This is a genomic window from Streptomyces sp. NPDC005775 (assembly GCF_042871565.1).
In the GTDB taxonomy this organism is placed as follows: domain Bacteria; phylum Actinomycetota; class Actinomycetes; order Streptomycetales; family Streptomycetaceae; genus Streptomyces.
This window is the reverse complement of record NZ_JBIAIU010000014.1, coordinates 1-19345: the sequence shown is the minus strand read 5'-3', so window position 1 is coordinate 19345 and position 19345 is coordinate 1. Positions and strand designations below refer to the sequence as shown.

The following is a 19345-nucleotide window of genomic DNA, read 5'->3' as shown; positions in this document are numbered from 1 at the left end:
ACATCGTGGCCACGTTCTGTCCAGCCCGGCAGGGAGAGCCGACAGCCCGGGCGACCGGGCGACAGCCCAGGGGATCGGGGCCCAGCCCGCCCCCGTGTGATCGGGCATGCCTGACGGGCGGTTTTCGGGGCAGACGGCGGAACACCTGGCGGGCCGAGCCCGCGCCCGACTCCGACTGCCGTCGCGCAGTGCCGAACACGGGGAGCGTCATGCCTACCGCCCTGCCGGAAAGACCGGACCAACGGACCACGGAGCCCAGTGCTCTCTCCCGCCCCGGCCGGTCGCCCGCCCTGACCAGTGGCCGCGGGCCGGCCGCTGCCCGGATCGGCGCGCTGACCATCTGCCAGGCCGCGCTGATGGTGGGGCTCGGCCTGCTGATCATCGGACCCGCCGGTGGACTGTACCCACTGACCGTCGAGGACCGTGTCAACGAGGGCTTCGAGCACCTGCGCAACGGGTCTCTCAGCGACGTGTCGCTCATCGCGTCGGAGGCGGGTAACACCGCCACGGTGGTCATCATCACCGCCCTGGCCTGTCTGGGACTGATCCTGATACCCCGGCTGCCCAGGTGGCGGGAGGCTGTGTTCCTCGCCGTCTCCGTCTCGCTCCAGGCGCTCGTGTTCCTGGTCATCAGCACGTCCGTGGACCGTGACCGGCCCGATGTGGACCGTCTCGACGCCTCGCCGCCGACGGCCAGTTACACCTCGGGCCACACGGGTGCCGCCACGGCGCTCTACGGCGGCCTCGCGGTGCTGGCACTCTCCCGTATCCGGGGCCCCTGGCGCAAAGCGGTCGGCGGGCTGCTGCTGCTCATACCGCTGCTGGTGGCGGTCGCACGCCTCTACCGGGGGATGCACCACCCCAGCGACGTCATCGGCGGACTGCTGAACGGCAGCCTGTCGCTCCTGATCGTCGGTCGCCACCTCCTGGCCGACGGCAGCCCCACTCCCCCGCCGTCGAACGCCATGGAGGTCGCGCTGGAGACCGCGGCAGAACGCTCCGAACGCGTTGCGGGCCACACCGTCGTCATCGTCAATCCGACCGTCACGGACGACGCGCAGCGCGACAGTCTGCGGCTGGTCCTGGAGCAGCACGGTCATCACGCCGCAGAGTTCGTCTCCACCACCGCCGAGGACCCCGGCGGTGGCCAGGCCGCCGCGGCGATCGTGGCCGGCGCTTCGCTCGTGGTGGTCTGCGGAGGCGACGGAACCGTCCGGGCGGCGGCTGACGCCCTGGCCGGCTCCGGCGTTCCGCTGGCCGTGGTGCCCTGCGGCACCGGCAACCTGCTGGCCCGCAACCTGGGCCTGCCCCTGAAACCGGCGGACGCCCTGGCTGCCGCACTGTCGGGCGGTCCTCGCCGCATCGACATCGGGCGGATCGAGGGCGACTCCCTCCCGGCCAGGCGCTTCACCGCCATGGCCGGCGCAGGACTGGACGCCGCGATGCTGGAGAACACCGGGGACCGCGCGAAGTCCGCGTGGGGCTGGCCCGCGTACGTGGTGGCCGGTGTGAGCAGCCTGCGGGCCCCCCGGATGTCCGTATCGATCCGGCTGGACAACGGGCCGGTACTGCACCGAACCGCCCGTATGGTGCTCCTCGCCAACGTCGGCCGGGTGCAGGGCGGCGCCGCCCTCGTCCCCGCGGCGGAGCCCGACGACGGCCTGCTCGATCTGGCCGTCTTCGACCCGCACGGGCCGACCGGCTGGCTGCGCGCCCTCGGCATACTGCTGCGCGGACGGTCGAAACCGCCTCACCCCCGTGCGCGGGGCAGCTTCCCTCATGCCGGTGGGGAGAACACAGGCACCCCGGTGGAGTACTTCCCCTTCCGCCGCGCCGAACTTCGCTTCACCTCGGTGCAGCCGCGCGAGGCGGACGGAGATCCGGTACGGCCGGGCCGGCTGCTCGTGGCCGAAGTCGAACCCGGGGCCCTGACCGTGCTCCTGCCGTCGGGAGGTGCGTGAATGGGCACCGCGACCCGGGTTCCGCAGACCAGGGACATGACGGGTGACGAACTGTCCGCCGACGAGGCGCTGGCCGCTCTGCGCCGCTACGGCCGCTGGCCGCTGGTGCGTGACTCCTTCATCCGTTTCCGTTACGCCGACGGCTTCAGCCACTCGCGCGCGCTCGCCCTGCAGACCGTTCTCGCGGTGATACCCCTGGTCATCGCCTTCGTCGGACTGTCCGCCTCGCTGCATACGGAGGATGTGGGGAGGCTGGCGGAACTGACCATCCACCGCATCGCCGCGGGTCCGAGCGCGGAGGTGGTGGACGATGCCCTCGCCCGGAGCCGCCGGAACGCCGGCGAGGGTTCGCAGCTCACGCTCTGGTTCGGTCTGGCCTTCTCCCTGGTGAACGTCACCACGGCGATGTGCCAGATCGAACGCGGCGCCAACCGGATCTACGGGGTGGAGCGTGACCGCCCCTTCCACCTGAAGTACTCCCGGGGCCTGGTCATGGCGTTGGCTGCCGGTATCCCGCTGGGCATCGGGTTCATCCTGATGGTGGTGGGCGGCGACCTGGCCGCCGCCGCCGTGACGGTCTACGGTCTCGGCGACGACGCCGGGAACTCCTGGGATCTGTTGCGCTGGCCCTGCGGGCTGCTGCTCGCGCTCATCTCCGCGAGCGCGATCTTCCGCCGCTCCCCCCGTCGCAAACAACCCGGCTACACCTGGCTGGCCTTCGGGGCTGCGGTCTACCTGGTGCTGTGGACGGCGCTGACGTGGCTGCTGAGTCTCTACCTCTCGGTCAGCGGGTCCTTCGACACGGTCTACGGCCCGCTCAGCGCCTTCATGTCGCTGCTCCTCTGGGCCTATCTGACGTCCATCGCCCTCTTCCTCGGTCTGTCCTTCGCCGCGCAGCTCGAAGCCGCACGTGCCCGGCGGCCGGGGCCCATCCACCCCGATCCGGGAGCGTGAGTGGTGGTACGAGTGTCCGGTCCGCTGCGTCGTCGGCCCCGAGCTCGGGCTGCCGACCGCAGATTCGGGGTCCGGCTGTTCGGCGCTGTCGCCGTCGCCGCGCTCTCCGCTGTGCCCTTCGGTCTCCTCCTCGTCCTCGTCGAGGGCCGATGGCGCCCGCTCCGCGTCATGGACGCGGGTGCGGCGCGGCGATTGCACGAGACCGCCCTCGCACACCCTGCGTGGACGAGCACACTCCGCTTCCTGTCGGACTGGGTCTGGGATCCGGCGACGCTCCGTGTCGTGGTCGCCCTGCTGACGGCCTGGCTGCTCTGGCGCCGCGCCTGGCGGCTGGCCGCCTGGTCCGGCGTCACGGCTGTGGCGGGCGCGCTGACCGGGCTGCTGGTCAAGACCGTGGTCGAGCGGGCCAGGCCCTCCTTGGCGGACCCGGTGGCGCAGGCACCGGGCTTCTCCTTCCCCTCCGGCCACGCGATGACCGCCACCACCTCGTTCGCCGTGCTGGTCCTCGTGCTGCTCCCGCTGGTGCCCCGTGGCTGGCCGAGACACCTCTGCTGGAGCGTGTCGGTGTTCTCGGCGCTGGGCGTGGGCTTCACCCGGGTCGCCCTGGGCGTCCACTGGTTCAGCGATGTGGTCGGCGGCTGGCTCCTCGGCCTGGCCGTGGTCGCGTCGACCACCTGGGCCTTCGAGGCGTGGCGCGCCGATTCCGGCCGTAGCCGCAGCACGGTGGCCGAGGGCCTTGAACCCGAACTGAACGAGGACGCTCCTGAGCGGTGACCCATGGGCGGGCCGCCCGGAGTCTTCGGACCCGCCATCCCTCCGGCTTCCGCCGACGCCGGCCGTGCGACCGCACGCGCGGTCCGTTGCCTCGTTCGTGGCCGGGCGGGCGGCGGTGCCGGCCGGCTCGGCCCGGGCAGGCCAGACTGTCGCCATGGCAAAGCAGCGGTTGCACTTCGACGGATGGATCGGAGCCGTCGGCACGGCCTCGGGGACACGGCTCGTATGCGGGCACTGGCCACGGTCGCCCTTCGGGGCGTTCAGCGACGTCATGATCGAGCACCCGGACGGAGAGCGCCGTCTGCTCGCCCCCTCCCGCCACATCGCCGAATTCGTCGCGGGCACCTACACGTTCGAGCACGTCGAGGTGGTGCCGGTCGAGGTCAGGCGTGACGGGAACCGTTGGTCCGTCAGGGCGGGGCCGCTCGTGCTGGACCTCGTGACAGGTTCCCGGACACTCCTGGGCCGACTGCTGTGCGCGGTGCCCGCGCCCCTGGCCCGCAGCCGCTCCTGGGCCGCCGTCTGCGACGTACCGGCCCGCCTGCTGCCGGGTGTCCGTACGCTGGGGAGCGCGGGTCCGGACCGCCGCGAGTGGTACGGGGCCCGGGACCTGCACCGTGTTCGAGCGGCGACCGCCATCCTCGGCGGGCGGGATCTCGGCGTACTCGCTCCCGTGGACCCGCCGGTCACCTTCGGGTTCGGTTCGGCGCCCCGCGACCCTTCGGTCGTCCGGGTCACCTCCACCGTGGAGATCACCGTGCCCCCCGGCCACCGGCCCACCTCCCCGGGCTGACGGTCACGGCCCGCGGCACTCGCGTCGTCGCGCCGCGGGAGTCGGTCGCGTGGCCGGCTTCGGCGGCCGCGCCGCCTCCCCACGGCAGCCTCTCGCAGCACCCACATAGCTCAACCAGGCTCATCAGCACGCCAGGAGCCGGCCGTCAGCGAAGGGGCGGAGCCCTGTCGTCCGGGCCCGCACGCGTGGGTTAGCCTTGCCGACGCAATCCGACACGGGGTGCCCCGACCAGCGGGGCTGAGATCACACCCGTCGAACCTGAACCAGTTAGCACTGGCGGAGGGATGTCATTCATGTCGTTTCCACCTGCGCCGAGCGGCCCGGCGGTCACCCGCCCCCCGTCCGTTTTCGAGGGACGGGCTCCCTCCGGCGTCGGCCACCTGCGCATCGAGACCCGCGGGATCGCCCCCGTGCCGGACTCGCACCGCTACGGCGGTCCAGGGCGGCTGTTCACCGTCTGGTTCGCTCCGAACCTCACCATGACGGGCGTCTTCACCGGCACGATCGGCATCGTTCTCGGGCTCGACTTCACCACGGCGCTGGTGGCTGTGGTGCTCGGCACCCTCGTGGGCGCCGTTCCCACCGCGTACCTCGGGACCTGGGGCGGTCTCACGGGGGCAGGGCAACTGCCGCTGGCCCGCCTCGCTTTCGGCCGGGCCGTTGCCGTGCCGGGCGTGCTGCAGTGGCTGTCGTCGATCGCGTGGGACGCGCTCATCGGCCTCTTCGGCGGGGACGCGCTGGCTCGCCTGTTCGGGTGGCCGTTCTGGCTGGGCGTACTCGCGATGATGCTGGGGCAAGGCGTACTCGGTGTGCTCGGCTACGAGGCGATACACCGACTGCAGAAGATCATGACCTTCGTGCTGGCCGCGGCCTTCGCCGCGCTGGCCGTCAGACTCCTCCACGGCGTCCACCCGACCACGACCGGGACGGTGCACGGCGCCGACCGCGCCGGCGCTTTCGTGCTCACCAGCACCATCGCGCTCAGCCTCGCCCTGTCCTGGGCCCCCTACGCCAGCGATTTCAGTCGGTATCTGCCACGGTCCGCTTCCCGCCCCCGCATGTTCTGGTACGCGCTTCTCGGCATCTCGGTCTCCTTCGTGGCCGTGCAGGCGCTCGGGCTGTGGGGGGCATCGGCCTTCACCGACCAGACCGCGAAGGGGGTCGACGAACTGCTGGGGGGCGGCGCGCTCGGCGCGTTCGGGCTGCTGGCCGTCGCGCTGGCCGCACTGTGCAGCAATGCGATGAACGACTACAGCGGCTCGTTGGCCCTGCAGACGGCCGGGGTGCCGATCCCCCGGCCGGCGGCGGCGGCCCTGTCTGCCGTACTCGGCTTCCCACTGGTGCTGTGGATGCACGCCGCGGACACGACGGCGCGCTTCCAGAACGTGCTGCTGTTCGTCGGCTACTGGATCCCCGGTTTCGTGGCGGTGGTGGCCGTCGACTGGTTCGCACGCGCCAGGGAAAGGGGGAAAGCACCGTTCGAGCTGACTTCCGAGAGCGACCGTCCACAGCCGTCGTGGCCCGCTCTCGTGGCGTTCGTCGTCGCTTTCGGCGCGGCGGTGCCGTTCATGGACACGAGCCTGTACGTGGGACCGGTGGCTGCGGCACTGCACGGCGCGGACCTCGCCTACTACGTCGCGTTCGTCGTAGCCCTCGCCGTGTACGCACCCCTGCGGCTGCGCCGCCGCGCAGACGTGGGGGGGGGGGGGGGGGGCGGGGGGGGGGGGCCCCCCCCCCCCCCGCCCGGCGGGGGGGGCCCCCCCGGGGGGGGGGGCCCCCCCCGGGGGGCGCCCCCACCCCGCACTGCTGACTTGTCGACGACTACCAGCGGTACCAGCGACCACGGCGGCCGCCCGCTCCGGCGGAACGCATGACGAAGCCGAGCAGCCAGACAGCCAGCACGATCACAGCCACGATCCACAAGGCCTTCAGTGCGAATCCGGCACCGAAGAGAACGAGCGCGAGCAGGAGAACGAGAAGCAGGGGAACCATAGGAATCAACCTCCAGGACATCGAGTGCCCTGACCACCTCTTCTCATGCATCCGAAATCGCGGGTTTCTCCGCCGGGGCCGAGGGAACGAGACATCGCTTGACCGGCTCTTCCGGCAGCCGCTGATGTCCTGCTCGGCCGCAGCGGATCGCCGCGCTCCACCGTGTGGAGGCAGTGCTCGGCCCCGTACCCCGGCACGCCGTCCGGGTCAACGGCCCTTGCGCACCCGGGCCGCCGCGCGTGCTTCCGCTGTCTTGCGGGCGTCGGTCGCCTTGCGGGACTCCTTGGGGCGGCCGGGCCGGGTGCCCATACCTCGGAACGGGGCATTGCCGGTGCCCTTGCCTTCGATCGGCGGGCGCTTCGCTCCGGTGATGGCGGTCAGCTTCTCCTCGCCGGAGCGCACCTGCGTGACGGTCGGCCGGATCCGGGCTTCGCTCATGATCCGGTTGACGTCCCGCCGCTGGTTCGGAGTCACCAGGGTGACCACGTTCCCCGACTCCCCGGCGCGGGCCGTACGCCCGCCACGGTGCAGGTAGTCCTTCGCGTCGGCCGGCGGGTCGACGTTGACCACGAGGTCGAGGGCCTCGATGTGAATGCCCCGCGCCGCGACGTTGGTGGCCACCAGCACGGTGATCTCGCCGTCCTTGAACTGGGCGAGCGTGTGTGTGCGCTGCGGCTGCGACTTCCCGCTGTGCAGGGCGGCAGCCCGTACACCGCTGGCCCGCAGATGGCGGGTGAACTGGTCCACGCCGGCCTTGGTGTCCAGGAACATCAGGACCCGGCCGTCCCGCGCGGCGATCTCGGTCGCGGTCGCGTACTTGTCTGCGGGATGAATGTTCAGAACGTGGTGTTCCATCGTGGTGACCGAGCCCGCCACGCGGTCGAGCGAGGCCACTGCCGGCTCGTGCAGGTAGTTCTGCACCAACTGGTCGACATGACGGTCGAGCGTGGCCGAGAACAGCAGCCGCTGGCCGTCGGAGCGGACCTGGTCCAGGATTTCCGAGACCTGCGGCAGAAACCCCAGGTCACACATCTGGTCCGCCTCGTCGAGCACCGTGATCCGCACCTGCTGCAGATCACAGAACCGACGCGATACCAGGTCGGCGAGCCGCCCCGGCGTCGCCACGACCACTTCGGCGCCGGCCCGCAGCAGCGCCGCCTGCCGGTTGATCGCCAGCCCGCCCACCACCGTCGCCAGCCGCACGTTCAGCGCCTGTGCGTACGGTGCCAGCGCGTCGCTCACCTGCTGCGCCAGCTCCCGGGTCGGCACCAGGACCAGTGCGAGCGGCCGCTTCGACTCCGCGCGCATACCCGCCGTCCGCGTCAGCAGCGCGAGCCCGAAGGCAAGCGTCTTGCCGGAGCCGGTCCGCGCACGGCCGAGGACGTCACGGCCGGCCAGCGCGTGGGGCAGGGTCGCCGCCTGGATCGGGAAAGGTTCCGTCACACCGAGTCGGGCCATCGTCGCGGTCAGCTCCGACGGCAGCCCCAGCGCCTCGAAGGACTCGACCGGGAGCAGCTCAGGGGCAGCCGTCTGCGGTGTGGTGCGTTCGCCCTTCGGGGCGGGCTGCTTCGCGTTCATGGGGGAACCTTCCTCGGCCTGGCGCCCGGAACGCGCCGGGGCCCGTACCTCTCGGTACGGGCCCCAACGGTTGTGAAGCGTGCCCCCAGTTTACCAGTGGGCGCCCTGGCGCATTCCGGCCCGTCGGCACGCCCGCTGTCGTGACCGGACCTCGGCCCGGGCAGCTCCTGCTCCTGCGGAGGGCCGCCCTTGCCGTCATCCGTCCTGCCCGCCCGGCCGGGTATCGCCCATGTTCCGATTCGGCCATTCGCCTGGCATGGAACTCGACCGTGGATCATGGACGCCGAGTTGCGGGCGGTGACCGGGCCGTTGCTGCCACCGTGGCCGAAGCGGTCGAGGCGGCGCCGGGCGGTCCGGTCCGACCCAGGGCACCCAGCCGTCAGAAAACAACAAAATCTGACGTTGTCATTGTGGTGGTTGTGTTCCCTTTCTAGGGTGGGCGCGTCTCAACAGGTGTCCCCGTCACACCCGTTGCACATCCTGGCGCACTAGGAAGGCCCTGCTATGGCCCACCCGAACTCGTCCCCCCACTCCCACCCGCATCACGGATACGTGAGCCGCCGCCGTCTCCTCGAGGCAGGCGCCGCCGTACTCGGCGGCCTCGCCCTGTCCGGCGCCCCGCCGCTCTCCCGCGCGTTCGGCGCAGCCGGCGACGTCCCGGCCGGCGGCGACGAGTGGAACGGACACATCGACGTCTTCCGGCTCGGCACCGAGCCGGCGCACACCACACTCATGCCGTACGCGAACCTCAAGCAGGCTCTCGCCGCCGACCGCACCACGTCCCCATGGCGGCAGAGTCTCGACGGACCATGGAAGTTCGCGTACGTGGACCGGCCCGCCGACAAGATGGCGGACTTCTACCGCACCGACCTCGACGACTCCGGCTGGGAGAACACCCCGGTCCCCTCGGCCTGGCAGCTGCACGGCCACGACTATCCGGTCTACGTCAACATCACCTACCCGTGGTGGGGGCCCAACGGCCTCGGCGAGGACGCCCAGCCGCCGGCCGCACCAACCCGGTACAACCCCGTCGGCCAGTACCGGCGCACCTTCACCGTGCCGAAGAGCTGGGCGGGCCGGCGCACGTTCCTGCACTTCGAGGGAGTCAAGGCCGCCCACTACGTGTGGATCAACGGCCACCTGACCGGGTACCACGAGGACTCGTACACCCCGGCCGAGTACGACATCACCCCGTACCTCAAGGACGGCACCAACCAGATCGCCGTCGAGGTCTACCGCTACTCCGACGGCGACTGGCTCCAGGACCAGGACATGATCCGGCTGAGCGGCATCTTCCGGTCGGTGTATCTGTACTCGACGCCCGGCGTCCACCTGCGGGACTTCAAGCTCGACACCCCGCTCGGCGACGGGTACACCACCGCCGAGCTGTCGGTCACCGCGCAGGTACGGGACTACGCGGGCGACGCCGGCGAGGCGGCGTACACGGTCGAGACACAGCTGTACGACGCCTACGGGCACGCGGTGTGGGCGCGTCCGCTGGCCCAGCGCGCCTCACCGGCCGGTGGTGAGGTGACCGTCAGGGGCGCCAGGTCCGTTCCCTCACCGCGCCTGTGGTCCGCCGAGGACCCGTACCTGTACACCGCCGTCCTCCAGCTCCGCGATCCCTCGGGCAAAGTCGTCGAGGTGCTCTCGCACCGGGTCGGTCTGCGTGAGTTCGCGCTCACGGACGGGCTGATGCGCATCAACGGGAAGCCGGTCACCTTCCGCGGCACCAACCGTCACGAGATGCACCCGGAACGCGGATCGGCTCTCAGCCGCGCCGACCTGGTCGACGACATCGCGCTCATCAAGCGGCTGAACATCAATTCGGTCCGCACCTCTCACTACCCCAACAACCCGCTCTGGCTCGAACTCGCCGACGAGTACGGCCTCTATCTCGTCGACGAGACCAATCTCGAGACGCACGGCATCCGCGACCAGTACCCGGCCGACCGGGCCGACTGGACCAGGGCGTGCGTAGACCGGGCGCGGAACATGGTCCACCGCGACAAGAACCACGCCGGTGTCGTCATCTGGTCGCTGGGCAACGAGGCCGGCTCCGGCTCCGCGTTCCGCGCCATGCATGACTGGATCCGCTCCTACGATCCGACTCGCGTCATCCAGTACGAGGGCGACGACGGCCCCGCCACCAGCGACATCCGCTCCCGCATGTACGAGTCGCCGAGCCGGGTGGAGGCCCGGGCGAAGGACACCTCCGACACCCGCCCGTACGTGATGATCGAGTACGCCCACTCGATGGGGAACTCGACCGGCAATTTCAGCGAGTACTGGGACCTCATCCGGCGCTACGACGTTCTGCAGGGCGGCTGGATCTGGGACTTCGCAGACCAGGCGCTCACCTGGCCCACGCCGACGCGCAAGCTCCTCACCGAGACCGGACCCGCCGGCCTGAAGGGCGAGGTCATCAACCCCTCGGGCTCGTTCGACCGCGCGCACGGCGTGAGCGGCGCCACCGTCTTCGCGCGTGACGACCGGCTCGACCTGACCGGCTCGCTCACCCTCGAGGCCTGGCTGACCCCGCACGTCCGCGGCTTCCACCAGCCGATCCTGGCGAAGGGCGACACCCAGTACGCGCTGAAGCAGTCCGACGACGGCCTGGAGTTCTACATCTACGCGGACGGGCAGTGGGTCGCGGCCTCCTGGACGACCCCGGCCGACGGCTGGACGGGCGAGGAACACCATGTCGCGGGCGTCTTCGACGCGGACGCGGGAACCCTGACCCTGTACGTGGACGGCGAGGCCAGGGCCACGAGGAGCGCCCCAGGGCGGCCCAGCAGCAACACCGCGTCGCTTTCGCTCGCCGGGGAGGTCGAGAACCCGACCCGGGAGTTCAGCGGCACGATCCGCCGAGCCCGTGTGTACGCGCGTGCCCTGACGCCCGCCGAACTCGCAGACGACGGGCGTGGCCCCGGGGACGACGACGTGCGCTTCTGGTTCGACGCCCGGACGGCCCGGTACGAGCAGAAGAAGGCCCGGGCCCGGACGTTCTTCGCCTACGGCGGCGACTGGGGTGACAACCCCAACGACGGCGCGTTCGCCGGGGACGGCATCGTCCTGCCCGACCGCCGCCACACCGGCAAGGCCGCAGAGGTCAAACGGATCTACCAGACGATCCGCGCGGCCCGCGCGGACGGGGCCGCGCCCGGCGAGATCACCCTGACGAACGAGAACCTCTTCACCAACCTGCGGACGTACAACGGCACCTGGGAACTCTCCGCCGACGGCGAGACGGTGCGGCGCGGCAGAATCGGCCGCGATCAACTCGACGTTCCGCCGATGGCGGAGAAGACCATCACGCTGCCCGTGGAACTGCCCGGCAACGCTGCCGCCGGGGTCGAACACTTCCTCCAGCTGTCCTTCACGACCAGGGAACGCACGCCGTGGGCCGATGAGGGCTTCGAGGTGGCGCGAGTGCAACTGCCCCTCGCCGGCGCCGGCCCCGCTACCGCGCCCGTACCACTGGCCGAGGTGCCGAAACTGTCGCACCGGATCAGTGACACGGACGTCACCGTCACCGGCAACGGCTTCGAGGTCGTCATCGACAGGTCGACCGGCGTCATCACGTCGTACGAGGCGGGCGGCACGAAGCTCCTCGATTCCGGCCCGGTGCCCAATTTCTGGCGCGCCCCGACCGACAACGATCACGGCAACGGTCAGCACACCCGCAACCAGACCTGGCGCGACGCGGGCGCCCGGCGCACCGTGACCGATGTGACGGTGCGCGCACTCCAGGGACGTGCGGTCGAGGTCGCGGTCCGGGGGACACTGCCGACGAGCACCGCCTCCGCGTACACCACGACCCTCACCATCTTCGGCAACGGCGAGATCAAGGTCGACAACACCCTCGCTCCGGGTGCTCCGGCCCTTCCCTACATCCCCGAGATCGGCACGATCCTGCGCCTTCCCGCGGCCCTGGACCAGCTTCACTACTACGGCCGCGGCCCCGAGGAGAACCACTGGGACCGCAAGGACGGTACGGACGTGGGACGCTGGTCCGGCACCGTTGCCGGGCAGTGGAGTCCGTACTTGCGGCCGCAGGAGAACGGGAACAGGACCGACGTACGCTGGGCGGCGCTCACCGACCGGCACGGCCGCGGCCTGCTCGTCAGCGGCGACGGGCTCCTGGAGGTGAACGCCTCCCACTTCACACCGGAAGACCTCTCCGTCGGAGCCCGCCACGACTACCAGCTCACGCCCCGCGACGAGGTCATCCTGCGGGTCAACCACCGGCAGATGGGCGTCGGTGGCGACAACAGCTGGGGCGCGCACACGCATGACGCGTACAAGCTGCTCGCCGACCGGGACTACGCGTACACGTACCGGCTGCGTCCGCTCAAGAACGTACGGGACGCGACAGGCCTGTCCCGCCGGCCGACGACGACGGACCGGGCACGGTAAGCACCGGGGAGCGGGGGCAGGTGCCGACGCCCGCCCACCGGCGGGCGTCGGCACCTGCCCCGGTCCTGCTCCGCACCCCAGGAGCGCCGCCCTCTCGTCCGGAGACGCTCAGCGCACTCCGCCCGCGGCGGTCCGCTCGGCCAGCTTCTGGAACTCACCGAGGTCGTAGTTGGCGAGGACCGAGTCGAGATTGGTGAGGGCTCCCAGGTACTCGACGAATCCCTGGGGGTCGTATTCGATCTGCAGGGTCAACCGACTCGACTCGTCGTCCAGCCGATGGAAGGTGACAACACCGGCGTGGTGGACACCCTCCGTCGTCTTCCAGGCGATCCGGTCCTGCGGCACGACTTCGGTGAGTTCGGCGACGAAGTTCTTGTCGACCCCCGGCAGGGCGAGCTGCCAGGCGAACCGGCGCTCGTCCAGCGGATCGACGCGCTGGACATGGCTCAGGAACTTGGGCCACTGGGTCACATCGCTCCACAGGGCCCAGCTGATTGCCACGGGGGCCTTCATATCGACTGTCTCGACTATCGAGGAGGACATCAGGGCTCCTTCGTAAGGTTCGCGGATTCATGCGTGCTGCGTAAGACGTTGGCGGGACGGCAGGAGACCGGCCCGCACAGCGGAACGTACGGCCAGTCCGGCGGGTCAGCCGGTTGTGGCCAACGTGAACGGGTGTCCGGCGGGATCGGAATAGAGGCGGGTGTCACGGACACCCCCGTTGTTCTTCGTGTCCAGAGGACGCGCGCCGAGACCGATCGCCTCGCGCTCCGCCTCGTCGATGTCCTCACGCGCCACCAGGATCAGCAGATGAGCCTGCTGGGAGTCATCCGGTCGCGGCCAACTCGGCGGCGCGAAACCGTGGTCCCTGCGGATCGCGAGACGCACTCCTGCCTGCCCCACGACCTCGACGGTGTCGGGCTCGTGGCCGGCATGGACTTCCGCGTTGAGGAACGCGGCATAGAAGTCGGCCAGTTCTTCCGGCTCCGCACAGTCCAGCACCAGCACACTCGCCTTCGGTACCGCCATGGCCATCCTCCTGTTTCACGGCATCTGGGCTCCGGACGTCGTGTCGCCTACCCCCGCCCGCAGGCGGCACACCCCGGCCCCGTGCGCGGGGAAGGCGACGGCCCGAAGCCCTGGCGGGCCGCTCATTTCGCACCGTCCTCAGGTTTCCGTCCCCAGACGGTGAGCATTCCGGCCGACAACGCGGCGCAGTCATCAGACCCCAGATACCGGACCGCCCTGTCGATGGCCGCATCGTCGACCAGCTCGGTGGCGAGCATCGCCGCTCTGCCGCGCTCCCACGTGTCCGCCCAGAACCGGCTGATGGCACTCCCCGGCAGCAGCGGCGGAACATGGATCTCGGCGCCGACGGCCCTGAGCCCCGCCCCGCGCAGCAACTGCGGGTACGACAGGACCCAGGTGACATCGGTGCCGATCGCGGTCCCCAGCCCCTGCCACATCGCCCTCATCACCGCGGTGTACGGCGTGCCGGGCGCCCGGTCGCTCGTCAGGTCGACCGCGTCGCTGAGCACCAGCACACCGCCGGGGGCGACCAGTGCGGCCAAAGCCGCGATCAGGCGTTCGCGCTCGGGCAGGTGCATCAGAACGAAGCGCGCGTGGACGAGCCGGAAACGGCCGGAAACGAAGCCCGGGGCGGTGATGTCCGCCTCCAGTACGTCGAGCCCGGGCACGCTCCGCTCCACGAGAAACCGAACGTCACGGTCCACGGCGAGCACGCTCGCCACTCCGGCCTCGTCCAGCAGCCGGCGGGAGACCGTGCCCGTGCCGGCACCGACGTCGAGGCAGCGCCATCCCGGTCCCACACCGATCTCCCGGAGGCGCTCCATGGTGATGTCGTCATAGGCGAGGGCCCCGAAGTCGATGCGCTCGCCCTCCCCCGCCTGTTCGGGACGGAAGTACGCCTCGCCGTAGCGGCCGTCGCCGGGCGCGCCCCCGCGCGAAGCGGCGGTCACGCCGCCTCCCGTCCGACGCCGGGCGCGCCCTCCTCGGTGGATCCCGGCGCCTCGGCGGCGAGGGACGGGAACAGCGGGCCGTTCAACGGTTTCATGACCGGGCCTCTCCGCGCGGTGGGCTGTCTCGGGCGGCCGACTACGAAGCCACCGCCCCGCCGATCCTCCTCCCCCGGCTGCCGCCGCGGCCGAGGCGCGCCGCTTCGGGGACCGGATGGCGGGGCGGTCGGCGCAGCGCCGGGCCCAGCCTCCGACCGGATCGGCGCGGCCTCCCGGGCCTGGAGCCGGACCCGTACGAGGCCCGCCCGTTCCGTACTCTGGAGGCATGCGCATGCGCCCCACTCTGAGCTGGGCCCCCACCGAGGAGCTGCCCCCCGCCATCACGGACCTGGAGCCGGTCGCCGATGCGCTGAGCATCGGCGGTGTGCTGGTGCTCAGCGGGGCGGGTATCTCCACGGAGTCCGGGATCCCCGACTACCGGGGCGAGGGCGGGAGTCTCAGCCGGCACACCCCGATGACCTACCAGGACTTCACCGCCGACGCCCAGGCCCGCCGCAGGTACTGGGCGCGCAGCCACCTCGGCTGGCGTACCTTCGGGCGCGCCCGCCCCAACGCCGGTCACCGGGCGGTGGCCGCGTTCGAGCGGCATGGGCTGCTCTCGGGTGTGATCACCCAGAACGTCGACGGTCTGCATCAGGCCGCTGGCAGCGGGGACGTCGTGGAACTCCACGGAAGTCTGGAACGGGTCGTCTGTCTTTCCTGCGGCACCCCCCTCCCGCGCCGCGAACTCGCCCGGCGACTGGACGAGGCCAATGCCTCCTTCGACCCGGTGGCTGCCGCGATCAACCCGGACGGTGACGCCGATCTCACCGACGAGCAGGTCGGGGACTTCCACGTGGTGCCCTGCGCGGTCTGCGGCGGCATCCTCAAACCGGACGTGGTGTTCTTCGGCGAAGCGGTGCCCACGCAGCGCGTACAGCACTGCCGCGAACTGGTCCGTGACGCGGCCTCGCTGCTGGTCCTGGGCTCCTCGCTGACAGTGATGTCCGGGCTCCGGTTCGTCCGCTACGCGGCCCAGGCCGGAAAGCCCGTACTGATCGTGAACCGGGACCTGACCCGGGGCGACCGGCACGCCGTCGCCCGCATCGCACTGCCTCTGGGAGCGGCCCTCACCACCGTGGCCGCGGAACTGGGTGTCGCCGTCGAAGAGTAGAGGGCGGGGTCGGCGTAGACGGGTGGTGGTATCGGTGCCTGGCGAGCGGCCGCCGCTGATCGACCGGAGCACCGGCCGCCGCCGGATCCTGGGAGCACTGGGGGGACAACGAAATGAGCAGCACAGGCGCGCGACCGGAGACCGGCTCGGCCATCAGCTTGGCCAAGGTGGAGGCGACGGCCCCCGGGATGGTCAGTCTGTACAAGAGCGCGGCAGTGAGTCTGCGCAAACGTGCCCTGGAAGGGGTGCGGGCTGCGGTGTACCTGGTGCTGGACCGGTCGGGTTCCATGCGCCCGTACTACCGGGACGGGACCGTACAGCACCTGGCGGAGCAGGTGCTGGGGCTGTCCGCGCATCTGGACGACGACGGTGTCGTACCGGTGGTGTTCTTCTCGACCGACGTCGACGGCATCAGTGACGTGAGCCTGAACCGGTACGAGGGCCGCATCGAGAAGCTGCACCAGAACCTGGGCCACATGGGACGGACGAACTACCACTGGGCCATGGATGAAGTGATCGACCACTATCTGGACTCCGGCAGCCGCGATCCGGCGTTGGTGATCTTTCAGACGGATGGCGGACCGACGAGCCGGCTCGCGGCCGAACGCTATGTCTGCAAGGCTGCGAAACTTCCGCTGTTCTGGCAGTTCGTGGGATTCGGCAATCCGGACGACAACGAGTTCGCGTTCCTGCACAAGCTTGACGATCTTGCAGTTCCCGGCAGGCGCGTCGTGGACAACGCGGGGTTCTTCCATGCGGGACACGACCCGCGCGCGCTCTCCGACACCGCCCTCTACGACCAGTTGCTGGGTGAGTTCCCCAGTTGGCTGGCCAGTTCCCGTGCCGCCGGAGTTCTCCGGCACGCCGAAGGGCATCATCAGAAGTGAGCCCAGGCTGAGGATGGGGGAATCCGGTCCTGCACGCCTGCCTCCGGTGGCGCAGCGCAGCACCTACGGCGTCGTACGGGGCGGAGCGGCGTGATGCCGGCTTCCGCCCCGTGAGCCTGCGCTACGACCAGCGGCGCAGCGCCGCCCGTGCCGGCAGGGTGACCGCGAGCAGGGCCAGGCCGCCGGCAGCCGCTGCGAAGGATCCGTACAGCAGTGGGGGCACGTAAGGCGCCTCGCCGGTCATGCCGCGCATCATCGGGATCAGCGTGGCCGCCGCGATCGCGGAGCCGAGGACAACGCCTGCCGCGGAGACCAGCAGGCTCTCCCAGCGGAGCATCCGCAGCACCTGGCGCCGGGTGGCTCCGACGAGGCGCAGGGTGCCCAGCTCGCCGCGGCGGTCGAGGACCGTCATCACCAGGGTGTTGAGTGCGGCGATGGCGGCGAAGCCGCCGAGGACCGCGGCCATCATGTAGTTGGACCATGCGCCCAGTTTCGCGTCGAGGCTCTGCTCGGTCGCGTAGCCGGAGGCGTCGGTGACCGTGCCCAGGGCGGTGAGCGACTTCGCCGAGCCGCCGCGTACGAGCAGCGTGCTGTCGAAGCCCGAGGTGACGTGCCCGGCCAGGGAGGCCCGGTCCATGGTCACTGTGGCGAGGCCGAGGCCGCGGCCGTAGACGGCGACGATCTCGGGGCCGGCCTCGGTGCCATCAGGGAGGTAGAGCGGGAGCCGGTCGCCGACCTCGGCGTGCGCCGACGTCGCCAGGGTCGTGTCGATGGCGATGCGGCCGTTGCCGAGCCGGTCGAGGCTGCCTTCGCGTACGTCCAGGTCCTGCACCCTCGCGAGCTCGGCGCCGGAGCCGGTGACGCCCTGGGTCGCCGCGCCCTGCAGCGCCTTGAACTCCCCGGAGCCGACCGGTACGAGCACCTGCGTACGGAGCAGGCTGACCGCCGTGTCCACACCCGGCGCGCGTGCGGCGCGCACCGCGGCGTCCACGGGGAGTCCGGCCGGGTCGGTCACTACGTGGGCCGCGGTGATGCCCGCGCGCAGTTGCTTGTCCGCGATGTGGTTCTCGCTCGTGTGCATGAAGACGAGCGTCGAGGCGAAGGCCATGGCGAGCACGATCGGGGTGATCGCGGAGGCGAGACGGCGGGCATGGGTACGGGAGTTGGCGGCCGCCAATTCGGCGGCCGGACCGGCGCCACGCAGCGGCAGGCCGAAGAGGCCCGCGCACAGTCGAGCCAGCAGGGGGCCGAGCAGGGCGACGGCGAGCATGAAGAGCATGACGACGCCGAGGGCGGCGCCGGCCGCGTCGTCCCCGGCGGCGTTGGCGGACACACCGGTGAGGATCGCGCCGCCGACGAGGGCGCCGACGCCCAGCACGGTACGGATCACGCCGGGCCGCAGCCGCTCCACCGACGCTTCCGACAGCGCCTGCCCCGGCTTGATCCTCGCGGGCCTGCGCCCGGCCATCCAGCCGGCACCGAGCGCGGTGAGCAGCCCGATGCCGACGGCGGCCAGCAGCGGGAACCCGGAGACGTGCAGCCGCACCGCTTCCGGCACGGCACCGCGGTCCTGCAACTGGCCGAACCACCAGTGCGCGAGGGCGATGCCGGGCAGGCAGCCGATGATTCCGGCCAGTGGCGCGACGAGCAGTGCTTCGGAGGCGACCGCGCGGCGGATCTGCCGCGGGGTGGCGCCGACGGCGCGCAGCAGCGCGAATTCACGGGCGCGCTGGGACACGGACAGGGCCACGGTTCCGGCCGCGGTGAAGACCGCGACGATGGCGGCTATGCCGCCGAAGGAGCCGCCGATTCCGAAGAGCGTGTCTTTGGCGTAGCCGAGACCCGGGTCCTCGATGGCGCCGCGGTCGTCGCCCAGGTGCACCTGGGCTCCCGAGCCGGCCAGGGCCTTCTCCACCGAGTCGGCCAGTGCGTCGGCAGCGGTGCCGTGCTTCGCCAGCACGGCGATGGCATCGGCCTTGCCGGGGTGGCCGGCGAGCGCGGGGGCCTGGGCGTCCGTGAACCAGACGATGCCGCCTGTGCTGCCCGCGTTCCGGGCGGTGTCCCCGGGGCCGGCTTCGGCGACGCCCGAGACGTGGAAGTCTCGCTGCCCGGCGAGGGTCTCCAGTGCGACGGTGTCGCCGACGGTGACCCGCGCGGCTTCGGCCGTGCCGGCGTCCAGCACGACGTCGCCGCGGTGGGGCGCGGATCCGGTGGTCAGGGCGGTTCCGGTGAAGGTGTGCGAGCCCCATCCGTGCGCGGTGAGGACACCACCCGGAACGGGCACGTCACGGTCACGGGGAGGAGCGCCCGCGTCTGCGTGTGCTGCGCGCACCGGGAAGGTGAAGTCCGCGACGGCGGTGGCCGCACCCGATGCCTCGGCAGCCTCGGCCACCAGCCCGGCGTCCACCCGCGCGGTGTCCGGAAGCGGCACCGCTTCTTCTTCACGGTCCTCGCCACTGCCCGTGACGACGTACTCGTACTGGTCGGCCGCCGCGACGACCGGCACCTTCGCGTAGCGCTCGGGCGGCACCGACGCGCGCAGGCCGGTCTCGAGCAGGATGCCGCAGGCCGTGACGATCAGTGCCGCCATCATCAGCGCGACGAAGGTGCCGGCGAACGACGCGGGCCTGAAGCGGACGGCCGCACGGGCGAGTCCATTGGGGAGGATCATGCCGCCGCACCCGCCAGGGCGCCGACGTGGGCGGTACGGGAGGTGAGGGTGGTCATGTGGGCCGCGATCTGTTCGGCCGTGCCGTGTTCGAGGGAGCCGGCGAAGGTGCCGTCGGTGAGGAAGAGCA

Annotated in this window: 14 protein-coding genes and 1 riboswitch; of the genes, 8 read left to right on the top strand and 6 right to left on the bottom strand. The window is 71.2% G+C overall.

Annotated features, from left to right (window positions below):
* Positions 1-209: 209 nt before the first annotated feature.
* From ACFYPA_RS28415 to ACFYPA_RS28395, 5 genes are all read left to right on the top strand, one after another.
* Entirely contained in the window at positions 210-1961 is a 1752-nt protein-coding gene (locus ACFYPA_RS28415) for a diacylglycerol kinase family protein (protein ID WP_389134944.1), read from the top strand.
* A complete protein-coding gene (locus ACFYPA_RS28410) occupies positions 1962-2915 on the top strand; it encodes a YihY/virulence factor BrkB family protein (protein WP_359087143.1) in 954 nt (317 codons plus the stop codon).
* Positions 2916-3689: a phosphatase PAP2 family protein gene (locus ACFYPA_RS28405; protein ID WP_359354459.1), complete on the top strand. Its 774-nt coding sequence runs from the start codon at positions 2916-2918 to the stop codon at positions 3687-3689.
* A 154-nt stretch (positions 3690-3843) separates the two neighbouring features.
* Complete coding sequence (locus ACFYPA_RS28400) at positions 3844-4482, top strand: hypothetical protein (protein WP_359354462.1); 639 nt, start codon at positions 3844-3846, stop codon at positions 4480-4482.
* A 205-nt stretch (positions 4483-4687) separates the two neighbouring features.
* Positions 4688-4784: riboswitch (TPP riboswitch) on the top strand.
* A complete protein-coding gene (locus tag ACFYPA_RS28395; protein WP_389134940.1) occupies positions 4767-6356 on the top strand; it encodes a purine-cytosine permease family protein in 1590 nt (529 codons plus the stop codon). It overlaps the preceding riboswitch by 18 nt.
* On the opposite strand, the gene ACFYPA_RS28390 is transcribed toward ACFYPA_RS28395, so the two are convergent.
* Positions 6304-6474 (bottom strand): hydrophobic protein, encoded by a 171-nt coding sequence (locus tag ACFYPA_RS28390; protein WP_136326944.1) that lies wholly within the window; start codon positions 6472-6474, stop codon positions 6304-6306. The two genes, ACFYPA_RS28395 and ACFYPA_RS28390, sit on opposite strands and share 53 nt — an antisense overlap.
* A 207-nt stretch (positions 6475-6681) precedes the next feature.
* Positions 6682-8052: a DEAD/DEAH box helicase gene (locus ACFYPA_RS28385; RefSeq protein WP_359318002.1), complete on the bottom strand. Its 1371-nt coding sequence runs from the start codon at positions 8050-8052 to the stop codon at positions 6682-6684.
* Positions 8053-8556: 504 nt separating this feature from the next.
* On the opposite strand from ACFYPA_RS28385, the gene ACFYPA_RS28380 reads away from it, so the two are divergent.
* The gene (locus ACFYPA_RS28380; protein WP_359318000.1) at positions 8557-12471 is read left to right on the top strand and encodes a glycoside hydrolase family 2 TIM barrel-domain containing protein; all 3915 of its coding nucleotides are present in this window, start codon (positions 8557-8559) and stop codon (positions 12469-12471) included.
* 108 nt (positions 12472-12579) lie between these two features.
* Here the strand turns inward: ACFYPA_RS28380 and ACFYPA_RS28375 are convergent, their stop codons facing one another.
* The 3 genes from ACFYPA_RS28375 to ACFYPA_RS28365 all read right to left on the bottom strand — a co-directional run bounded on the left by ACFYPA_RS28375 (position 12580) and on the right by ACFYPA_RS28365 (position 14450).
* Positions 12580-13014: an SRPBCC family protein gene (locus ACFYPA_RS28375; RefSeq protein ID WP_359087084.1), complete on the bottom strand. Its 435-nt coding sequence runs from the start codon at positions 13012-13014 to the stop codon at positions 12580-12582.
* Positions 13015-13119: 105 nt separating this feature from the next.
* Positions 13120-13500: a VOC family protein gene (locus ACFYPA_RS28370; protein WP_359317998.1), complete on the bottom strand. Its 381-nt coding sequence runs from the start codon at positions 13498-13500 to the stop codon at positions 13120-13122.
* Positions 13501-13622: 122 nt separating this feature from the next.
* A complete protein-coding gene (locus ACFYPA_RS28365; protein WP_359317995.1) occupies positions 13623-14450 on the bottom strand; it encodes a methyltransferase domain-containing protein in 828 nt (275 codons plus the stop codon).
* 322 nt (positions 14451-14772) lie between these two features.
* On the opposite strand from ACFYPA_RS28365, the gene ACFYPA_RS28360 reads away from it, so the two are divergent.
* Positions 14773-15660: an NAD-dependent protein deacetylase gene (locus ACFYPA_RS28360; protein WP_359317994.1), complete on the top strand. Its 888-nt coding sequence runs from the start codon at positions 14773-14775 to the stop codon at positions 15658-15660.
* Between the two features lie 113 nt (positions 15661-15773).
* Positions 15774-16547 carry a VWA domain-containing protein gene (locus ACFYPA_RS28355; protein ID WP_359317993.1) on the top strand — a complete coding sequence of 258 codons (774 nt, stop codon included), beginning with the start codon at positions 15774-15776 and terminating at the stop codon, positions 16545-16547.
* Between the two features lie 121 nt (positions 16548-16668).
* On the opposite strand, the gene ACFYPA_RS28350 is transcribed toward ACFYPA_RS28355, so the two are convergent.
* Positions 16669-19218, bottom strand: a complete 2550-nt coding sequence (locus tag ACFYPA_RS28350; RefSeq protein WP_359317991.1) for an FtsX-like permease family protein — start codon at positions 19216-19218, stop codon at positions 16669-16671.
* Positions 19219-19345 lie beyond the last annotated feature (127 nt).